The sequence below is a fragment of the Nocardiopsis nanhaiensis genome (genome assembly GCF_054778635.1).
Genome location: NZ_BAAGZJ010000122.1, coordinates 1 through 18,365, shown reverse-complemented (window position 1 = coordinate 18,365; position 18,365 = coordinate 1). Strand labels below are relative to the sequence as shown.

Here is an 18,365-nt window from a genome sequence, read left to right as displayed (position 1 = left end):
CCTCCTCGGCGGCCCGCCGACGGTGGTCGACGGCGTCCGCCGCCCCGCGCAGCAGGTCGGCCTCGCCGTGCAGCCGGGCGATCCGCTCGTCCAACCCCGGGTCCGCGCCTCGGGCCCGGTCCAGCAGGGCGGTCAGGCGCTCGAACTCCTTGGCGCCCTCCCCGCGTCGGGCCACCAGCTCGCCCTCCTCCCGAACCAGCTCACCCTCCTGCGTGCGCGCCCGCTCCAGGTCGGCGGTGACCTGGGCCAGCTCCTCGTCCAGGCGCTGGACCTCTCGGGCCGCGGCGCGAGCTTCGGCCAGCTCACCCTTGCGGGCTTTGACCTCCTCGTCGGCCGACGCCACCGTGCGCTCCTCGGCACGCTCGACGGCGGCCGACCGCCGCTCCCGCAGCGACACCAGGGTGTTCTCGGCCTCGGTGCGCCGGGTGGCGGCCTTGTCGGCGGCGGTCTGCGCGGCCCGCTCCTCCTTCGCCGACACGAGGCCCGCCCCGCTGGGCTGGGCGGGGAAGGGGTGTTCGGTCGCCCCGCACACCGCGCAGGCGACGCCGTCCGACAGGTCGGCGGCGAGCTCGGCCGCCATGTGAGCGATCCGGCGCTCCCGCAGTTCCTGGACCCGGTCCCGCGCGGCCTGGGCGGCGTCGACCGCTTTCCTGCGGGCCTCCTCCGCCCGTTCCACCTCGGCACCGAGCCGCTCGTGCTCCACGGCTGCCCCGCGCCGCCGCTCGGCCAGCTCCAGGGCGGCTTGGGCGGCCTCCGCCAGTCCGGACCGCTCACGGGCGCGCCGCAGTTCGCCGGTGACCGCCTCCACCCGGGGCGGCAGCGATTCGACGCGCTCACGGGCCCGAGCGGTCTCGGTGCGCAGGGCGGTGAGCCGCCGGTCCAGCCCGGCGAGCTCCCGGTGCAGCGTGCGGCGGCGCTCCGCGTCGCCGCGCAACAGGTCCAGCTGGGCGAGTTCGTCCCGGCGGGAGCGTTCCACTGAGCGCAGCGCGGCAGGGGCGTCGGGGCGGTCCAGGGTGTCCGCGTCCACATCGGACAGGCCGCCCACCAGGGACAGCCGGTCGGAGACCGCCAGTTCGGCCTTGTCGAGTTCGGTGCGGCGTTGGTCGCGGGCACGGAGGAACGGCAGTACGGAGTCGGCCCGCTCGGCGGCGGTCAAGCGCTCGTCGAGGCCCGCCCGGTGCTCGCGCTGCTCAGCGAGCAGCGTCCGGCGCTCGCGCGCCCCGGCCAGCCGCTCCTGGCGGGTGCGCAGTGCGCGCCCGGCGGCCAGCGCCTCCTGGGTGCGGTCCCGGGTCTCGGTGAACTCCCCGGTGACCTCCTCGGCGTCCCGTGCGGTGGCGGCCTGCAACGAGGCCAGCTCCGCTGCCCAGGCGGTGAGCTCCGCGGGTGTCTCCGGGGCGGCGGACCGGCCGACCTCGGCGATCCGACCGGACACATCGCGCACCCGTTCGTCGGCGGCGCGCACCTCGCGCTCCAGCTTTCTGGCGTGCCCACCGAACCACTCCTCCACATCCCGGAACACCCGGGTGTTGAAGATCCGTTCCAGGGACTTGCGGCGGTCGTCGGACTTGGCCCGCAGGAACTGGGCGAAGTCGCCCTGGGGGAGCATGACGATCTGGCAGAACTGGGTCAGCGTGAGCCCGACCAGGTCGCCGATGAACTGTCCGGCCTCGTCGGGGCGGGTGGTCACCCCCTCCCACTTGCCGTCCACCAGTTCACTGACGATCACCTTGGCGTTCTGCGAGACCGTGCCCACACCGCGCTTCTTGGGGCGCTCCCAGCGGGGGCGGCGCTCGATCCACAGCCGGCGGCCCCGCACGGTGAACTCCAGCGTCACCACGGGTTCGAGAGCGGGCGGGGAGTGGTCGCTCTTGGGCGAGCGGTCCTTGCTGCGTGCTCCGGGGGCGTTGCCGTACAGGGCGAAGCAGACCGCGTCCAGCACGGAGGTCTTGCCGGCACCCGTGGGGCCGTGCACCAGGAAGAGCCCGCCGTCGCCCAGCCGGTCGAAATCGACCTCCTCGGTTCCGGCGAAGGGCCCGAAGGCAGTCATGGTGAGGGTGTGCAGCCGCATCAGCGTGCCCCTTCCTGGAGCCGGACCTCTTCGACCGCCCGGTCCACGAGCTCGCGCTCCTCGGGGCTGACAGCGGTGCCCCGCGCCCACTCGACGAAGTCGGCGACCACCTCGCGCTCGGGGCGTTCGGCCACCGTCGCGGTGACGGTGCGCCGGTCGTCCGCGTCCCCTTCGGGGGCGAACTCCAGCAGCAGCGTGTGGGGGAAGCGTTCGCGCAGCCGGTCCATGGGCTGGGCCGGGCGGCGCGGGTCGGTGAGGGTGATCTGTAGCCAGTGGCCGGTGTAGCGGCCCCACTCGTCGCCGGTGAGGAGGTCGTCGAGGCGGCCCCGGATCCGGGCGAGCGGGCGGGGGACCGGTGCGTCGACGAAATCGGCGCCGGCAAGCCCGTCGGCGTCCAGCTCCACCACCCAGTATCCCTTGCGGTGGTGCTCCTCCGAGAAGGAGTAGGCCAGCGGGCTGCCCGGATAGCGCACCGACGGGGTGATGGTCTGGCGCCCGTGCAGGTGCCCCAGGGCCACGTAGTCCACACCTTCGTAGGTCGAGGCGGGAACGTGGGAGGTGCCGCCCACCGAGATGTCGCGTTCGCTGTCCGAAGGCTCGCCGCCGGTGACGAAGGCGTGCGAGAGGACCACCGACCGGGTGCCCGGCCGCCCCTCGAGGTCGGCCCGGACCAGGTCCATGGCGTGCCCGATCGCCGCGGGGTGGCCGCGTTCGGGCAGTTCCCAGTGGTGGCGGGCGATCTCCGGTTCCAGGTAGGGGATGCCGTAGAAGGCCACCGGCCCGTGCTCGTCCTCGACGACCACCGGGGTGCCGATCCCGTCCAGGGAGCTGCGCAGGTGGACCCCGGCGGCGTCGATCAGGTCCGTGGCGAAGGCCATCCGGGTCAGGGAGTCGTGGTTGCCGCTGATCAGTACCGCTCTGGCGCCGGTGGCCCGGATGCGGCCGAGCGCCCGGTCGAACAGGCGCACGGCGTCGACCGGTGGCAGGGCCCGGTCGTAGAGGTCGCCGGAGACCACCACCACGTCGATCCGTTCGGTGTGGATGGTGTCGACCAGGTGGTCGAGGAACGCGGCCTGGGCCTCGATGAGGTTCTCCCGGTGGAAGGAGCGGCCCAGGTGCCAGTCCGATGTGTGCAGCAGGCGCATGGAACTGGACATTACCTAAGTTGCACCCGGTCCCGCCGGGAGAACGGTGACGCCTGTGGATAAGACGCCTGTCGACATCCGGTGGCCCGCGGCCGACCGGTCAGAGCTTGCGGGCCAGGGTCAGGCCGTCACCGATCGGCAGCAGGACCTGGGCGACGCGGTCGTCGGCGGTGAGACGGTCGTTGAAGTCCCGGATGCCCTGGACGTTGGGGCTGTCCTGCTCAGGGTCCACCACGCGCCCGTGCGAGAGGGTGTTGTCGGCGATGAGCAGCCCGCCGGTCCGCATCCTGGGCACCAGCTCCTCCCAGTAGTCGACGTAGCCGGTCTTGTCCGCGTCGAGGAAGGCGAGGTCGAACTGGGGCTCCTCGGGGAGGAAGCGCAGCGATTCCAGGGCCGGTCCGATCCGCAGCGTGATCTTGTCCGCGACCCCGGCCCGCTCCCAGTAGCGCCGGGCCACCCCGGTCCACTCGTCGCTGATGTCGAGGGCCAGGAGCGTGCCGTCCTCGGGGAGGCCGCGGGCGAAGCAGATCGAGGAGTACCCGGTGAAGGTGCCGATCTCGACCGCGTTCCGGGCTCCGGAGAGCTGGGTGAGCAGGGTGGTGAACGCGCCCTGCTCGGGGCCGATCTGCATCCCTTGGTGGTCGGGGAAGCGTCGGGCGGTCTCGTTGGCCAGGTCGGCCAGGACCTCGTCCACGGGCTCGCTGTGGGCGACGATGTAGGCGTGCAGTTCCGGGGTGATGCCTTCTGAGGTTCGAGTCACGCACGTCAGCCTAGAAGGCACCGCCCCGCCATGCCAGGAAGCCCGACCGGGCCGCGGTCGCCGGTCGGCAACCACACGGGGTCAGTGGTGGTCAGGGAGCATTTCGGGCCAGTCGAAGAGGTAGATCGAGCCGATGATGATGCCGATGGTCAGCAGGGGGGTGACCACCTTCTGCTCGACCGGGCCGTCGGTGGCGAAGCCGCGGCCCTGGCCGAGGCGCTTCTTCCAGAAGGGCCAGAAGATCGGTACGCCCATCCTGGTGACCATGTCGCCGAAGAAGTGCAGGACGATGCCGAAGGCGACCGCCAGGCCCAGCCAGGTGTAGTTCACGCCGGAGGAGAACAGGGCCAGGGTGATCGCCGCCGTCGCCAGGGCGTTGATCACCCCTGAGGCCGTCCGGTTCCTGTCCATGCCGAACCCCAGGCCCTGGAGTGCGATACCGATCAGGAGGAACACGAAGATCTGGACGGCCAGCTCCGACCACAGGGCCAACGCCTGGACCATGACGCCCATGAGCACGGCGAAGAAGAACGAGTGCGTCCCCATCCGGTGCCCGCCGAAGGCCCAGTTGAGGATGTCGCTCAGAATCTCGGTGAACTTGCCGTAGGTCTTGGTCACCGTCGCGCTCTTGTGGTCGACGTCGGGCAGGAGCGCCGCACCCGCACAGACGAGCGAGCCCGCGACGATCTCACCGGGCCCCAGATCGAAACTGAGCCCGGGGAATTCCGTGCCCTGAACGAGTGGTACGACCGCCATCCAACCGACCACGCCACTGAGTGCGTGCGAGTGCCCCATCATGGCGGGAACCGTAGCGGAGTCCGTCATTCACCGCGAATCAGCGAACGGATTCGGTCAGGGAACAACAGTCACTTAACTCCCAGTAAACAGCAATGTCACCCGTGCCGGAGTCGAATGTGTTGCGATATGCCGCCTCACCTCGAAGATCATTGACGCTCTGTGTGCCCAGTTGGTAGACAACCAACAACCCCCACGGTGGCCAGGCCACCACCCCACGAGAACCTGACAGGGGCCGCTATGCATACCCATCAACCTCCCTCCGGCACCCTTCTCCGACGGACAGCGGCCTCCGGCGCTTCGCTGCTCCTGCTCGGGGGCCTGACGGCCGTCCCCGCGGTCGCGGATGAGACTGACGGCACAACGCTGACCGTCGCCATCGCGCAACAGGTCGACTCCTTCAACCCCTTCACGGCCCAACTCGCCGTCACCACGAACATCCTCCGGCACGTCTACGACAGCCTCACCACGGTGGATCCGGAGACCAACGAACCGGCGCCCTCGCTCGCGGAGAGCTGGGAGACCTCCGACGACGGACTCACCTGGACGTTCAACCTCCGTGACGACGCCTACTTCACGGACGGCGAGCAGCTCACCGCTGAGGACGTCGAGTGGACGTTCACCACCATCATGGAGAACGAGGCGGCCGGGATCGCCTCCGGCAACTACGTCGCCGGGTTCGAGAGCGTCACGGCCGAGGACGACACCACCTTCGTCGTCGAACTGGACGAGCCCCAGGCCACCATGGAGTCCCTTTCGGTGCCGATCGTCCCCCAGCACGTCTGGGAGCCGATCGTCGAGGAGGAGGGCGACGCGTTCTCCGACTACACCGCCGAGGAGTTCCCCACGGTGGGCAGCGGCCCCTTCGTGCTCACCGAGCACTCCCGGGGTGAGCACATCCGCCTGGAGGCCAACCCCGACCACTGGCGGGGCGCCCCCGGCTTCGACGAGCTCTACTTCCGCTACTACTCGGAGAAGGACGCCGCCGTCGAAGCACTCCGCGGCGGCGAGGTCTCCTTCGTCTACGAGCTCACCGACGCCCAGGTCACCTCACTGGAGGGCGTCGACGACATCGAAGTCAACATCGCCGACGGAAAGCGGTTCCAGGCCTTCACCATCAACCCCGGAGCCGAGACCCAAGACGGCGAGGAGTTCGGCGACGGACACCCCGCGCTGAGCGACCTGACCCTGCGCCAGGCCATCGTCATGGGTATCGACAACGACGAGATCGTCGACCAGGGCGCCAACGGCCAGGCCGTCGCTGCCGGCGGCTACATTCCGCCGCGCTACGAGGACTTCCACTGGGCGCCCGAGGGCGACGGGGCCATCCTCGACTTCGACCCCGACGCCGCCAACGAGATGCTCGACGACGCGGGCTACGACCTCGGTGACGACGGCGTGCGCGTCTCGCCCGACGGCGACCGGCTCGAACTGCGCATGCACGTCCACGCCGACCGCCCGGACAACGTCCAGGCAGGGCAGGTGATCGACGAGCGCCTCGCCGACATCGGCATCGAGATCGACAACCAGACCGTCGACCCGGGCATCCTCAGCGACGCCCTCTACGACGCCGAGTACGACCTCATCTTCACGGGGTGGACGGTCAACCCCGACCCCGACTACGTGTTCAGCATCCACACCTGTGACGGGCTGCCCACGGAGCCGGGCACCATGCAGGGCGACGCCTACTTCTGCGACGAGGAGTACGACGAGCTCTACGAAGCACAGCTGGGCGAGTTCGACGAACGGGACACCCGGGCGGAGCACATCCACCAGCTGCAGGAGGTCCTCTACGAAGAGGCCGTGGTCAACGTCCTGACCTACCCGAACATCATGGAGGCCTACCGGACCGACCAGATCGCCGACATCCAGCCGGAGCCGACCGAGGGCGGCAACATCTGGGGCCAGGACGGCTACTGGGCCTGGTGGTCCGCCGAACCCGCCGATGCGGACGCGGCCGACGCCCCCGGACAGGGCCTGTCCACCGGGGCGATCATCGCCATCGCCGTCGGAGTGCTCGTCGTGGTGGGCGCCGCGGGCTTCTTCATCGTTCGCCAGCGCTCCACAGTGGGGGACCGCGAGTGACGACGACGCCCTCAGAGGCGGATGGAACAGCCGGGGCGGGGACCACCGACGTCCCCGCCCCGGCGGGCCCCCAAGGGCCCGGCCGGGCGGTGCGCGTGCTCCGCTACGTGCTCGGCCGCCTCACCACCGCGGTGGTGTCCCTGTTCGCCGTGATCGTCGCCGGGTTCTTCCTCTTCCGGATCCTGCCCGGCGACCCTGTACGCGCCATGACGGAGGGTCGGGAGGTCACCGCGGAGCAGCGCGAGGAGCTGCGCCGCCAGTTCGGCCTCGACCAGCCCCTGTGGCGGCAGTTCCTCGACTACGCCGAGGGCCTGCTCCGGCTCGACCTGGGGATTTCCTTCCAGTACCGCGAGCCGGTCGTCGACCTCATCCTCGAGCGCCTGGGACCGACGATCCTGCTCGCCGGGACCGGAACGCTCGTCGCCGCGCTCCTCGGCCTGTTCCTCGGAGCCCGCGCCGGTTGGAAACCCGGCGGCCGGGGGGACCGGGTCAACACCGCGGTGGCCCTGTTCTTCTGGTCGGTTCCCACGTTCTGGCTCGGCCTGCTGCTGATCGTGCTGCTGGCTTCCGGGCGCGGCTTCGTCCCCGGCCTGTTCCCGACCGGGGGCATGGTCGACCCCGGGGTGAGCGGCCCCCTGGCTACCGCGCTCAGCACCGCCCAGCACATGGTGCTGCCCGTCACCACGATGGTCGCGGTGATCTACGCCCAGTACCTGATGATCATGCGGTCGTCACTGATGGACGAGAAGGGTGCCGACTACCTGACCACGGCGCGAGCCAAGGGCCTGCGGGACACCATCGTGCGCCGCAAGCACGCCGTGCCCAACGCCCTGCTGCCCACCGTGACGCTCATCTTCCTCAACCTCGGCCAGGTCGTGTCCGGGGTGATCCTCGTGGAGACGGTGTTCTCCTGGCCCGGCCTCGGCCAGCTCTTCTACTCCGGCCTGCGCGTACCCGACCTCGGCCTCGTCCAGGGCCTGTTCGTGGTCTTCGCGGCCTCGGTGATCCTCATGAACCTCCTGGCCGACCTCGTGTACCCGCTGCTCGACCCGAGGGTGCGCCCATGACCGCAGCCACCGAACCCGCCCCGTCCGCGCCGCCGGTCTCCTCACGCGCCCTCGCCCGCAGAAGGCGCCGGGAGGCGCTGGTCCGGTTCGCCCGCGAGTACGCCCGCAACAAGGCCGGGCTGTTCGGCCTGGCCTCGCTGCTGACCATCGCCACGGTCGCCCTGACCGCCCCGCTGTTCGTCGACCAGGCGCACCTCACCGTCACGGGAGGCCAAGGCGACTCCTACCAGCCGCCCAGCTGGGAGTACCCGCTCGGCACGGACAACTTCGGCCGCTCGGTCCTGGACCTGGTGATCTGGGGCGCCCGGGTGTCCCTGGTGGTCGGCCTGCTGGCCACGTTCGTCTCGGTCACACTCGGCACCCTGATCGGCATCACCGCGGGACACTTCGGCTCCTCCGGAGGCTTCGGGGGCCGATTCGTGTCGTCGGTGCTCATGCGCGTCACCGACTGGTTCCTGGTCCTGCCCACGCTGGTCCTGGCGGTGGCCCTGGCCGCCGTCCTGCCGCAGGGCACCGGGACCATCATCGTCGCGATCGGCCTCACCGTCTGGCCGCCCACCGCACGCTTGGTGCGGGCCCAGACCCTGGCCGTGGAGGCACGCCCCTACGTAGAGCGCGCCCGGGCTCTTGGAGGCGGCCATGCGCACGTCATGGGCTGGCACGTCCTGCCCAACGTGATGCCGGTCGTGCTCGCCCAGACCACCCTGTTGGTGGCCACCTCGATCATCGCCGAATCCACACTGGCCTTCCTCGGCATGGGCGACCCCACGACCATCTCCTGGGGCGGCATCCTCGAGGCGGCCCGCACCGCCGGAGCCATCAGCGCCGGGATCTGGTGGTACATGATCCCGCCCGGTCTGGCGATCGCAGTGGTCGCGCTGTCCTTCACCCTGTGCGGGCGCGCGGTCGAGTCCGTCATCAACCCAAGGCTCAGGGGGCAGAGTTGACCGGTCTTCTCGACGTACGCGACCTCCAGGTCACCTACTCCGGCAGTGGCGGAGACATCCCCGCGGTCCGCGGCGTGAACCTGTCGCTCGACCCCGGCGACACCCTCGGTATCGCGGGGGAGTCCGGGAGCGGCAAGTCCACCGTGGCCCTGGCGCTGCTCCGCCTGCTGCCCGCCAACGCGCGCGTGACCGGGGAGATCCTGCTGGAGGACGAGGACGTCCTGCACATGCGATGGGGGCGGTTGCGCGCCGTTCGCTGGGTGGGCGCCTCGGTGGTCTTCCAGGGCGCCATGCACTCGCTCAACCCGGTCAAGCGGATCGGCGACCAGATCGCCGAACCCCTGCTCATCCACCAGCTCGCCACCCCGGACCGGGTCGAGGCGCGCGTGGTCGGGCTCCTCGAACAGGTCGGCCTGCCGCCGTCCCGGCTCCGCGACTACCCCCACCAGCTGTCCGGGGGGCAGCGGCAGCGGGTGATGATCGCGATGGCGCTGGCGTGCGAGCCCCGCCTGATCATCGCGGACGAGGCCACCACGGCTTTGGACGTCATGATCCAGGCCCAGATCCTCACCCTGCTGGAACGGCTGGTCGAGGAGACCGGGATCGGGATGCTGATGATCAGCCACGACCTGTCCGTGCTGGCGGCCAACTGCGCCCGGGTCGCGGTCATGTACGGGGGCCGGATCGTCGAGCAGGGTCCGGCGCAGGAGGTCGTGCACGAACCCGCGCACCCCTATGCGAGCGCGCTCAGTGCCGCCTTCCCCAAGATCGGGGACCCGGCCTCGCGCCTGGCGCCCCGAGGGCTGCCCGGAGACCCGCCGGACCCCTCCGACCCGCCCTCGGGCTGCGTGTTCCGGCCGCGCTGCGCCGTCGCGGAGACGGTGTGCGCCACGGTCGACCCACCCCTGTGGCCGGTACACCCCGACGTGAACGGGCAGTCCACACGGCACGCGGCGTGCGTGCACGTGGGCTCGGGGAAGGGAGTCGGGGAACCGCACGCTCCCGTTCAGGCAAACCCGGACCAGACGAGTACAGAGGAGACGAGCCGTTGAGCGCCGACACGGACTCACGACAGTCCGCCTCAGAACCCGGCTCCGAAGGGCGCCCCGAACCGCTCCTGAGCGCCGAAGCCGTGGAGGTGGCCTTCACCGCGGGGTTCGCCCCGGGTGGCAGCCGCGGTACCGCCCGCGCCGTGGACGGGGTCAACCTGGACGTGTCGGCGGGGGAGATCATCGCCCTGGTCGGTGAGTCCGGCTGCGGAAAGACCACCCTTGCCAGAGCCCTGCTCGGCCTGGAGCGCCCCACCGGCGGCCGGGTCGTGTTCGAGGGCTCTCCGCTGGGCTACCGCTCCCGCGCCCTGCGCTCCTACCGGCGCCGCGTACAGCTCGTCCAGCAGGACCCCATGGGCTCGCTCAACCCGCGCCGCACCGTGTACGAGTCGGTGGTGGAGGGCCTGCGGATCCACGAGGGCACCACCGCGGACGAGTCCGAACGGGTCGGACGGGCCCTGGCCCAGGCAGGTCTGCGCCCGCCCGAGCGGTTCTTCTCCAGCTACCCGCACGAGCTCTCCGGCGGCCAGCGCCAGCGCGTGGTGATCGCCGGGGCCCTGGTCCTTGACCCCGAGGTGCTGGTGGCCGACGAACCGGTGGCTTCCCTGGACGCCTCGGTGCGCGGCGAGATCCTGCGGCTGCTGCTGGAGCTCCGCTCCGACCTGGGCCTGTCCGCCCTGGTGGCCACGCACGACCTCGGCCTGGCCTGGAACATCGCCGACCGGGTGGCCGTGATGTACCTGGGCCGCGTGGTGGAGCTGGGCACCGTCGAGGAGGTCCTGTCCGCCCCCGCGCACCCGTACACGCGGGCGCTGCTGTCGGTCCTGCCGGACTCGGGGATCGAGGAGGGCCCCGTGGTGCTCTCCGGCGAGCCGCCGGACCCCAAACAGGTCCCGTCGGGCTGCCGTTTCCACCCGCGCTGCCCGGTCCTGGCCTCCGGCGAGGCCGAACGCGCCGGGGTCGCCGAGCTCTGCGCGACCGTGGACCCGGCCGTCCTGGGCGGCGGCGCCGAACGGCGGGTCGCCTGCCACTGGGCCGCCGCTGACGAGACCGGCCGCCTCCGCGAGGACGGGCCCCCGACCGCGTAAGTCTCCCGGAAACCCCGGTTCACACCCGTCTTCCCCGGCCGGTTGCGGACCGGGGAAACCCCGGGTATCCGGAACAGGCCGCCCCAGGGGCTCGTTGGCAGGGACATGTCGACCTACGAGCACACCACTCCACAGGCGCCGCCGCCGGAACGGGTCTTCACCGACCGCGACTTCTGGCGCGGCGGCGACCTGGACCTGGACGCCTACCTGACCCGCATCGGCCTGTCCGGGGACCTGCCGCCCACCCTGGACACGCTCACCGCCGTACACCGTGCCCACCTGGCCGCGATCCCCTTCGAGAACCTCAACCTGCTGCTGGAGCGGCCGGTCCTGCTCGACGTCCCCTCCCTGGCGGACAAGATGGTCCACGGGAACCGGGGCGGGTACTGCTACGAACAGAACCTCCTGCTCGCCGCCGTCCTCGACCGGCTCGGCTTCACCCTGACCGCGTTCACCGCGCGGGTGCTGATGGGCGGGGACGGCAGGCCGCGTCCCTCGACCCACGCCCTCCTGCGGGTGGAGGTGGACGGTGACCCCTGGCTCGCCGACGTCGGGTTCGGCGGTGGCGGCCTCGTGGAGCCCTTCCCGTTCGCGGACGGCCATCAGATCTCGCAGGGCGGCTGGACCCTGCGGCTGGACCGGATCGCGGAGGTCGGCGACGAGGAGTGGCTGCTGAGAGGGATCGCGGAAGGGCGCTGGCAGAACCTGTACGCGTTCACCACCGCAGGCAATCTGCCGCAGGACTACGGCATCTTCAGCCACTTCCTCACCAGCCACCCGCGCTCCCCTTTCCGCAGCCGTCTCATGGCGGCGCGGACCGAGGGCGGGACCCGGTACGGCCTCGACAACGCGACCCTGACCGTCGAGCGGGCCGACGGCCCATCCGAGGTGCGCGAGTTGGCCCTGGAGGAGGTGGGGCCGGTGTTGCGGGAGGTGTTCACCATCAGCCTCGACCAGGAAGAACAGGGGATCATCGCGGACCGGGTGAAGGGATTCCTCGCCGCGCGGCAAATGTGATGCTCTTCACGTTTGGCTGGATGTGCGCGGTGCGGGGAACCGCGAACCGCAACGCCAGCGGGTGTACCGGCCGAGTGGCGGTACACCCGCCCGGCCGGGGCAGGGGGATTTGGGGTGATCCCACACGTTCACCGCCCCGAGCCGTGGGGCAGTACCTGGGAAGTGTCACTCCGAGGGAGCAGCCCATGGCGTACCTGACCACGGAAGACGTTCACGAGTACATCAACGGGGTCTGTTTCAAGACCGGACCTCCCGGAAAGGTCGGGGCCGAGACCGAATGGCTCGTCACCGACCCCGAACAGCCAGACCGCCCCGTCCCCGTCGACCGCCTCGCGGAGCTCCTGGAGGCCTGTGGCCCCCCGCCCGCGGGAAGCCGGATCACGTTCGAACCCGGCGGCCAGATCGAGCTCAGCTCCGCCGCCCTCCCAGGTCCCGCTCGAGCACACGAAGCGCTCGCGGTAGACCTCCACCACATCCGCAAGACCCTCGCGGACGCCGGACTCCACCTGGCCGAGACCGCCCTCGACCCTGTGCGGCCGCCCGTCCGACAGCTCCGCCTGCCCCGCTACACGGCCATGGCGCGCTACTTCAGCAACCACCGCCACCGCAGCGGCCACACCATGATGTGCAGCACCACCTCGCTCCAGGTGTGCCTGGACAACGGTGCCGACGCCGCCGACACGCGTGCCCGCTGGGAGTTCGTCCACCGGATCGGCCCCGTCCTGGTGGCGGCCTTCGCCAACTCGGCGGTCTGGCGCGGCCGCCCCACCGGCTGGAAATCCACCCGCTGGGCGATCTGGGCGGCCACCGACGCCACCCGGACCCGGCCGGTCCTGGAAGCGCACACCCGCACCGATCCGGCCACCGCCTGGGCCGCGTACGCCCTCGCCGCCAAGGTGATGGCCGTACCCGAGGTCCCCGGCGGGGGAGGCGCGTGGACCGCGGACCCCGGGATCACCCTGGCCGACTGGGCCGAAGGACGGGGGCCGCGCCCCCTCACCCGCGCCGACCTGGAATTCCACCTGACCACGCTCTTCCCGCCCGTGCGGCCGCGCGGCTGGTGGGAACTGCGCATGATCGACTCCTTGCCGGAGCGGTGGTGGCCGGTCCCGATGGCGTTCGCCGCCGCCCTGGCCGACGATCCCGGCGCCCGCGCCGTGGCCGAGGACGCCACCGAGCGCCTGTGCCGGGGCCCCGTCCCCGAAGCCTCGCTGTGGATGCGCGCGGCCCGCCTGGGACCCGCGGACGCCGACATCGCCGCCTGTGCCCGGGCGTGCTTCGACGCCGCCATCGAGGCCCTGCCCCGGATGGGCGCGGCCGGACTCGCCGTCCTTCTGGACGAGTACGCCGAACACTTCGTCCGGCGGGGGCTCTGCCCCGCCGACACGGACACGCACGTGCAACACCGTGGAGGTGCGTCATGAGCCACGAGCAGGAACGCGCCAAGGAGCGCATCGCCGCCGAACTCGACCGGAGCAGGCGGCGCAGCATCGGCCTGACCCTCGACACCCTGGACGAGGAGGAGCTGCTGGCGCAGCACTCCCCGCTGATGTCGCCGCTGGTCTGGGACCTGGCACACATCGGCAACTACGAGGAGCAGTGGCTGCTGCGCGCCGCCGGAGGCCGCGAGGCGCTGCGCCCCGACATCGACGACCTCTACGACGCCTTCGAGAACCCCCGAGCCGACCGCGTCACCCTGCCGCTCCTCCGCCCCGAGGAGGCGCGCGCCTACAACGAGCGGGTGCGCAGCGAGGTCCTGGACACCCTGGACTCCGCCGACCTCTCGGCCGTGCCGACCCCCGTGCCCGCCCCGCGCGGGGCCTCGGGGGAGCGCTCGCTCCTGGACGCCGGATTCGTGTTCCACATGGTGATCCAGCACGAGCACATGCACGACGAGACCATGCTCGCCACCCACCAGTTGCGCAAGGGCGCCCCCGTGCTGCTGGCGGAGGAGGGAGGGGCCCCGCCCCTGAGCCCGCCCGGCACCGGCGAGGTGCTGGTCCCGGCCGGCCCCTTCACCATGGGCACCAGCGACGACCCCTGGTCGTTCGACAACGAGCGCCCAGCCCACACCGTCGGCCTGGACGCGTTCTGGATCGACACCGCCCCGGTCACCAACGCCGCATACCAGGAGTTCATCGCCGACGGTGGCTACCGGAACCCGCGCTGGTGGACGGCCGAGGGGTGGGAATGGCGGACCCAGAGGGACACCGCGGCCCCGGCCTTCTGGACCGAGGACGGCGGGCGCCCCGGCGGATGGTGGTCGCGCCGCCGCTTCGGCCGCCACGAAGAGGTACCGCCGAACGAACCCGTACAGCACGTCAGCTACTACGAGGCCCAGGCCTACGCGTGCTGGGCGGGAAAACGGCTGCCCACCGAGGGCGAATGGGAGAAGGCCGCCCGCTTCGACCCCGCCACCGGGCGCTCACTGCGCTTCCCCTGGGGTGACGAGGAGCCCGCTCCGCACCACGCCAACCTCGACCAGCGGCGGCTCGGGCCCGACCCGGTCGGAAGCCGCCCCGACGGGGCCTCGCCCCTCGGAGCGCGGCAGCTGATCGGCGACGTGTGGGAGTGGACCTCCACCACGTTCGGCGGCTATCCGGGATTCGCCGCCTTCCCGTACCGCGAGTACTCGGAGGTCTTCTTCGACGACGGCTACAAGGTCCTGCGCGGCGGATCCTGGGCCACCCACCCCACGGCGGTGCGGTCCACCTTCCGCAACTGGGACCACCCGGTCCGGCGGCAGATCTTCACCGGGTTCCGCTGCGCACGCGACGCGGACCGCGACTGATGTGCCGCCACCTCGCCTACCTGGGGCCGCCGCGCACGCTGCACGAACTGCTGTACGCGGCGCCCCACTCGCTGCACGTCCAGTCCTGGGCGCCCCGGCAACAGAGGCACGGCACCGTGAACGCCGACGGTTTCGGGGTGGGATGGTACCCCGAGCACGGCGAGCCGCTCCGCTACCGCCGGGCCATGCCCATCTGGGGTGACGCCTCCTTCGCCGACGCCGCCCGCGCCATCACCTCCGGGTGCGTGGTCGCGGCGGTCCGCGACGCCACAGTCGGATTCGGGTCCGAGGAGTCCGGTGCCCAGCCCTTCCGCGCCGACCGCCTCCTGTTCAGCCACAACGGCGCTGCCAAGGACGATGAGGCGCTCACCGCAGCGCTCGCCGCGCCGATCCCGAGCGGCGCGCTGGACGCCCGGTCACCCGTGGACTCAGCACCGCTGTTCGCGCACACCGTGCGCCTGTGGAGGGCCTCCGGCGACCTCGCCGGAACCCTGTCCGCGGTGGTCCGCCACGCCCGAGAGCACTCCGAAGGCCGGTACAACCTGCTCGCCAGCGACGGGGAAGCCATCGTCGGGACCACGGCCGGCGACACCCTCTACACCCTGCGCAGGCCCGGGGAGGGTGCGGAGGGCGGGGGAGGCGTATGGCTTGCCTCCGAGCCCTTCGACGACGGGCGCGGCTGGCGGCCGATCCCCGACCAGTCGGTGGTCGTGGCCACCCGAGAGCACACCGAAGTCCACCCCCTCGGCTGAGCACGCACCTCCGGCCACTGCCGGAAGCGACACCGGCCACTGCCGGAAGGGACACAGGAGGCATCATGTTCCGGATCGACCGCATCCTGACCGCAGACGACCTCGACAAGGCCCTGCGCGCCGACATCGCCGAAGGGCTCACCTCGAATCCCAAAGAACTACCGCCGAAATGGTTCTACGACGAACGCGGCAGCCAGCTGTTCGAGGACATCACCGGGCTCCCCGAGTACTATCCGACCCGCGCCGAGCGCGCCATCCTCGAACGGCACTCCGCGGAGATCGCCGCGGCCGCCGACGCCGTGGCGCTCATCGAGCTCGGTAGCGGCGCCGGGGTCAAGACCCGCCTGCTCCTGGACGCCATGCGCGGACACGGCCGCCTCCGCAGGTTCGTCCCCGTCGACGTCAGTGGCGACTTCCTCGACAGCTCCGCGCGCCCCGTCGCCGACGACTACCCGGGCCTGGACGTGCACGCGGTCGTCGGCGACTTCGAGCACCACCTCGGCCTCCTGCCCGTCAGCGAACACGACGGCCGGCAGCTCCTGGCCGTACTCGGCTCCACCATCGGCAACCAGGCGCCCGGACCCCGTGCCGCCTTCCTCCGAGACATCCGCGCCGTCCTGTTCCCGGGGGACTCGCTCCTGCTCGGTGCCGACCTCGTCAAGGATCCAGAGCGGCTCGTCAACGCGTACGACGACGCCCAAGGGGTGACCGCGGCCTTCAACCGCAACGTGCTGTCGGTGATCAACAACGGGCTCGGCGGGGACTTCGACCCCGACGCGTTCGACCACCTGTCCCGGTGGAACGCCGAGGACGAGTGGATCGAGATGCGTCTGCGTGCCCGAAGCGCCCAGCACGTTCGGGTGGCCGACCTCGGCCTCGAGGTGGACTTCGCCGAGGGGGAGGAGATGCGCACCGAGATCTCCGCCAAGTTCCGCCGCGAGGGGCTGTCCGCCGAACTCGACAGCGCGGGGTTCACCACCACCCGCTGGTGGACCGACCCGGCCGGTGATTTCGCGCTGACGCTCGCGGAGGCGCGTTAGAGCCCGGCCGCAGAACCCGACAGCGAGCCCACCCGCTTCTGGGACCGGTCGTTATCGTCCTGTGCCATGCCGTCAGAGTCACACGCGCACGTCGGAAGCACCGGCACACCGCGCCAGGTCCGGTACGCTCGACCCGTGTTCAAGGTAGGAGTTTTCGGCGCCGATGGGCGCATGGGGTCAGAGGTCGTCAAAGCGGTTCAGGCCGCGGACGACATGGAACTCGTCGCGGGCGTGGATAGCGCCGACGACCGTGATGCCGTGCTGGGAGCCGACTACGTAGTCGACTTCACGCACCCCGACGTGGTGATGGACAACCTCGAGTGGCTCATCGCCAACGGGATCCACGCCGTCGTCGGCACGAGCGGCTTCGACGAGGGCCGCCTCGCCCAGGTACGCGCCCTCCAAGCGGCCAAGCCCGGCGCCAAGGTGCTCATCGCACCCAACTTCGGCATCGCCGCCGTCCTCATGATGCACTTCGCGAAGCAGGCCGCGCCCTACTTCGACTCCACGGAGATCATCGAGCTCCACCACCCCAACAAGGCGGATGCCCCCAGCGGCACCGCCTACCGCACCGCCGAGCTCGTCGCCGAAGCCCGTCGCGAAGCCGACACCGGGCCCATGCCCGACGCCACCACCTCCGAGATCCCCGGAGCCCGTGGCGCCGACGTCGAGGGCGTCCGCGTGCACGCCCTCCGCATCCAGGGCCTCATCGCCCACCAAGAGGTCGTATTCGGCACCGACGGCGAAACCTTCAAGCTCCGCCACGACTCCATGAACCGCACCTCGTTCATGCCCGGAGTCCTCCTCGGTATCCGCAGGACCGCCGACCTCCCGGAGGCCCTCACCTTGGGCCTGGAGCCCATCCTCGGCCTCAAATAAGGTAGTCGGGGAAACGGAGCTTCCCGAAACGGGGCCATCCGCATAGCTCGGGTTATGCCGGTGGCCCCTTCTTGGTTCGGGGTTCTTGGTTCGGGGGTTCCTTTTTGGTTCGGGGGTTGCCTTTCGGGTTGGGGTGTCCTCCTTTCCCGCCGCGTGATTGTGGCCGTCTCCGCTGCGCGCGTCAAGGTCGTCGCCATCGAGCGCTTCGCGCGTCAACGGCGCTCCACCTTGACCCGCTCCGCTGCGACGGCGGGTTGGCGGCTATCGGGAAAGGGGGACGGGTGGTCGAGGTCCATGCGGCCCCGGCCTTCGGCCGGGCAACCCCCTCGGCCTGGCGGCCGATGCCTATCCCTGCGCCGGAGCGTTGACGGGTCGGGTGTCGCGGCCGGTCATTCTGGGCGGCGGACCCCGAATCCCGAACAGCACGGCCTTCGGCCGGGTGGGCTCTTGCGCCGGAGCTCACCGGCTGGGGGTGTCGCGGCTGGTCAATGTGCGCGGCGAACCCCTCCCGGTGGGCCCTTTTCCGATGATCTTGCTACTGGTAGCAAGTTCATTTCCATGCTGGAACACATTTGTCCGCTTTGCACGGGAATGCGATCAGGGGTGCGCGCGCCGTTCCTGAAAAGCTTACTTCGGGGAAAAGAAAAGGCATCCTAGTGTGGCCGGGTAAGTGTTTTGTCGCCTCCGGGATAGGTCCTTTCTGAGCCTTTCTTGATATCCTGGTGGTATGACTTCTTTCGGGCAGTGCGGGAACACGGCGGGAAACACCCCCGCCGTGGCCGCCATGGGTGCTGCCCGGGGAAAGATCGCTTCGGAAATGGCGGAGGTGCCCCCGACGGGTGCGGCCGGTGAGGTCCTGGATGTGATTTCTCAGGTGTTCGA

General features: G+C 70.9%; 15 protein-coding genes. 11 read left to right on the top strand and 4 right to left on the bottom strand.

Annotated elements, in window-relative coordinates; all coding sequences use genetic code 11:
- From ACYVD1_RS32850 to ACYVD1_RS32835, 4 genes are all read right to left on the bottom strand, one after another.
- Positions 1 to 2,068, bottom strand: a 2,068-nt coding sequence (locus tag ACYVD1_RS32850; RefSeq protein WP_460778347.1) for an AAA family ATPase, incomplete at its 3' end; no start/stop codon positions are given.
- Complete coding sequence (locus tag ACYVD1_RS32845; protein WP_460778346.1) at positions 2,068 to 3,225, bottom strand: exonuclease SbcCD subunit D; 1,158 nt, start codon at positions 3,223 to 3,225, stop codon at positions 2,068 to 2,070. The genes ACYVD1_RS32850 and ACYVD1_RS32845, both read right to left, overlap by 1 nt.
- An 88-nt stretch (positions 3,226 to 3,313) precedes the next feature.
- The gene (locus ACYVD1_RS32840; protein ID WP_460778345.1) at positions 3,314 to 3,973 is read right to left on the bottom strand and encodes an O-methyltransferase; all 660 of its coding nucleotides are present in this window, start codon (positions 3,971 to 3,973) and stop codon (positions 3,314 to 3,316) included.
- An 81-nt stretch (positions 3,974 to 4,054) separates the two neighbouring features.
- Entirely contained in the window at positions 4,055 to 4,771 is a 717-nt protein-coding gene (locus ACYVD1_RS32835) for a metal-dependent hydrolase (RefSeq protein WP_460778348.1), read from the bottom strand.
- Between the two features lie 237 nt (positions 4,772 to 5,008).
- Here ACYVD1_RS32835 and ACYVD1_RS32830 point away from each other — a divergent pair, with 237 nt between their 5' ends.
- The 11 genes from ACYVD1_RS32830 to dapB all read left to right on the top strand — a co-directional run bounded on the left by ACYVD1_RS32830 (position 5,009) and on the right by dapB (position 17,483).
- On the top strand, positions 5,009 to 6,853 hold the full coding sequence (locus ACYVD1_RS32830) for an ABC transporter substrate-binding protein (RefSeq protein ID WP_460778344.1): 1,845 nt from the start codon (positions 5,009 to 5,011) through the stop codon (positions 6,851 to 6,853).
- Positions 6,850 to 7,920, top strand: a complete 1,071-nt coding sequence (locus ACYVD1_RS32825) for an ABC transporter permease (RefSeq protein ID WP_460778343.1) — start codon at positions 6,850 to 6,852, stop codon at positions 7,918 to 7,920. Before ACYVD1_RS32830 ends, ACYVD1_RS32825 begins: the two co-directional genes overlap by 4 nt.
- Positions 7,917 to 8,867, top strand: a complete 951-nt coding sequence (locus ACYVD1_RS32820) for an ABC transporter permease (RefSeq protein WP_460755059.1) — start codon at positions 7,917 to 7,919, stop codon at positions 8,865 to 8,867. The genes ACYVD1_RS32825 and ACYVD1_RS32820 overlap by 4 nt, the downstream gene beginning before the upstream one ends.
- Positions 8,864 to 9,919 carry an ABC transporter ATP-binding protein gene (locus ACYVD1_RS32815; protein ID WP_460778342.1) on the top strand — a complete coding sequence of 352 codons (1,056 nt, stop codon included), beginning with the start codon at positions 8,864 to 8,866 and terminating at the stop codon, positions 9,917 to 9,919. Before ACYVD1_RS32820 ends, ACYVD1_RS32815 begins: the two co-directional genes overlap by 4 nt.
- Positions 9,916 to 11,004: an ABC transporter ATP-binding protein gene (locus tag ACYVD1_RS32810; RefSeq protein ID WP_460778341.1), complete on the top strand. Its 1,089-nt coding sequence runs from the start codon at positions 9,916 to 9,918 to the stop codon at positions 11,002 to 11,004. The genes ACYVD1_RS32815 and ACYVD1_RS32810 overlap by 4 nt, the downstream gene beginning before the upstream one ends.
- Positions 11,005 to 11,109: 105 nt before the next feature.
- Complete coding sequence (locus tag ACYVD1_RS32805) at positions 11,110 to 12,021, top strand: arylamine N-acetyltransferase family protein (RefSeq protein WP_460778340.1); 912 nt, start codon at positions 11,110 to 11,112, stop codon at positions 12,019 to 12,021.
- Between the two features lie 185 nt (positions 12,022 to 12,206).
- Entirely contained in the window at positions 12,207 to 13,445 is a 1,239-nt protein-coding gene (egtA, locus tag ACYVD1_RS32800) for an ergothioneine biosynthesis glutamate--cysteine ligase EgtA (protein WP_460778339.1), read from the top strand.
- Positions 13,442 to 14,812 carry an ergothioneine biosynthesis protein EgtB gene (gene egtB / locus ACYVD1_RS32795; RefSeq protein WP_460778338.1) on the top strand — a complete coding sequence of 457 codons (1,371 nt, stop codon included), beginning with the start codon at positions 13,442 to 13,444 and terminating at the stop codon, positions 14,810 to 14,812. Before egtA ends, egtB begins: the two co-directional genes overlap by 4 nt.
- A complete protein-coding gene (gene egtC / locus ACYVD1_RS32790; protein WP_460778337.1) occupies positions 14,812 to 15,564 on the top strand; it encodes an ergothioneine biosynthesis protein EgtC in 753 nt (250 codons plus the stop codon). Before egtB ends, egtC begins: the two co-directional genes overlap by 1 nt.
- A 65-nt stretch (positions 15,565 to 15,629) precedes the next feature.
- Positions 15,630 to 16,604 carry an L-histidine N(alpha)-methyltransferase gene (gene egtD / locus ACYVD1_RS32785; RefSeq protein WP_460778336.1) on the top strand — a complete coding sequence of 325 codons (975 nt, stop codon included), beginning with the start codon at positions 15,630 to 15,632 and terminating at the stop codon, positions 16,602 to 16,604.
- Positions 16,605 to 16,739: 135 nt separating this feature from the next.
- Positions 16,740 to 17,483, top strand: coding sequence for a 4-hydroxy-tetrahydrodipicolinate reductase (gene dapB / locus ACYVD1_RS32780; RefSeq protein ID WP_460778335.1), 744 nt, complete (start codon positions 16,740 to 16,742; stop codon positions 17,481 to 17,483).
- Positions 17,484 to 18,365 lie beyond the last annotated feature (882 nt).

What these genes read in the sequence shown, in the direction of transcription:
- egtA (WP_460778339.1), top strand. Translation starts at nt 12,207, where the DNA reads ATGGCGTACCTGACCACGGAAGACGTTCACGAGTACATCAACGGGGTC.
- ACYVD1_RS32835 (WP_460778348.1), bottom strand. Translation starts at nt 4,771, where the DNA reads ATGATGGGGCACTCGCACGCACTCAGTGGCGTGGTCGGTTGGATGGCG.
- ACYVD1_RS32845 (WP_460778346.1), bottom strand. Translation starts at nt 3,225, where the DNA reads ATGTCCAGTTCCATGCGCCTGCTGCACACATCGGACTGGCACCTGGGC.
- ACYVD1_RS32820 (WP_460755059.1), top strand. Translation starts at nt 7,917, where the DNA reads ATGACCGCAGCCACCGAACCCGCCCCGTCCGCGCCGCCGGTCTCCTCA.
- egtB (WP_460778338.1), top strand. Translation starts at nt 13,442, where the DNA reads ATGAGCCACGAGCAGGAACGCGCCAAGGAGCGCATCGCCGCCGAACTC.
- egtD (WP_460778336.1), top strand. Translation starts at nt 15,630, where the DNA reads ATGTTCCGGATCGACCGCATCCTGACCGCAGACGACCTCGACAAGGCC.
- egtC (WP_460778337.1), top strand. Translation starts at nt 14,812, where the DNA reads ATGTGCCGCCACCTCGCCTACCTGGGGCCGCCGCGCACGCTGCACGAA.
- ACYVD1_RS32805 (WP_460778340.1), top strand. Translation starts at nt 11,110, where the DNA reads ATGTCGACCTACGAGCACACCACTCCACAGGCGCCGCCGCCGGAACGG.
- ACYVD1_RS32830 (WP_460778344.1), top strand. Translation starts at nt 5,009, where the DNA reads ATGCATACCCATCAACCTCCCTCCGGCACCCTTCTCCGACGGACAGCG.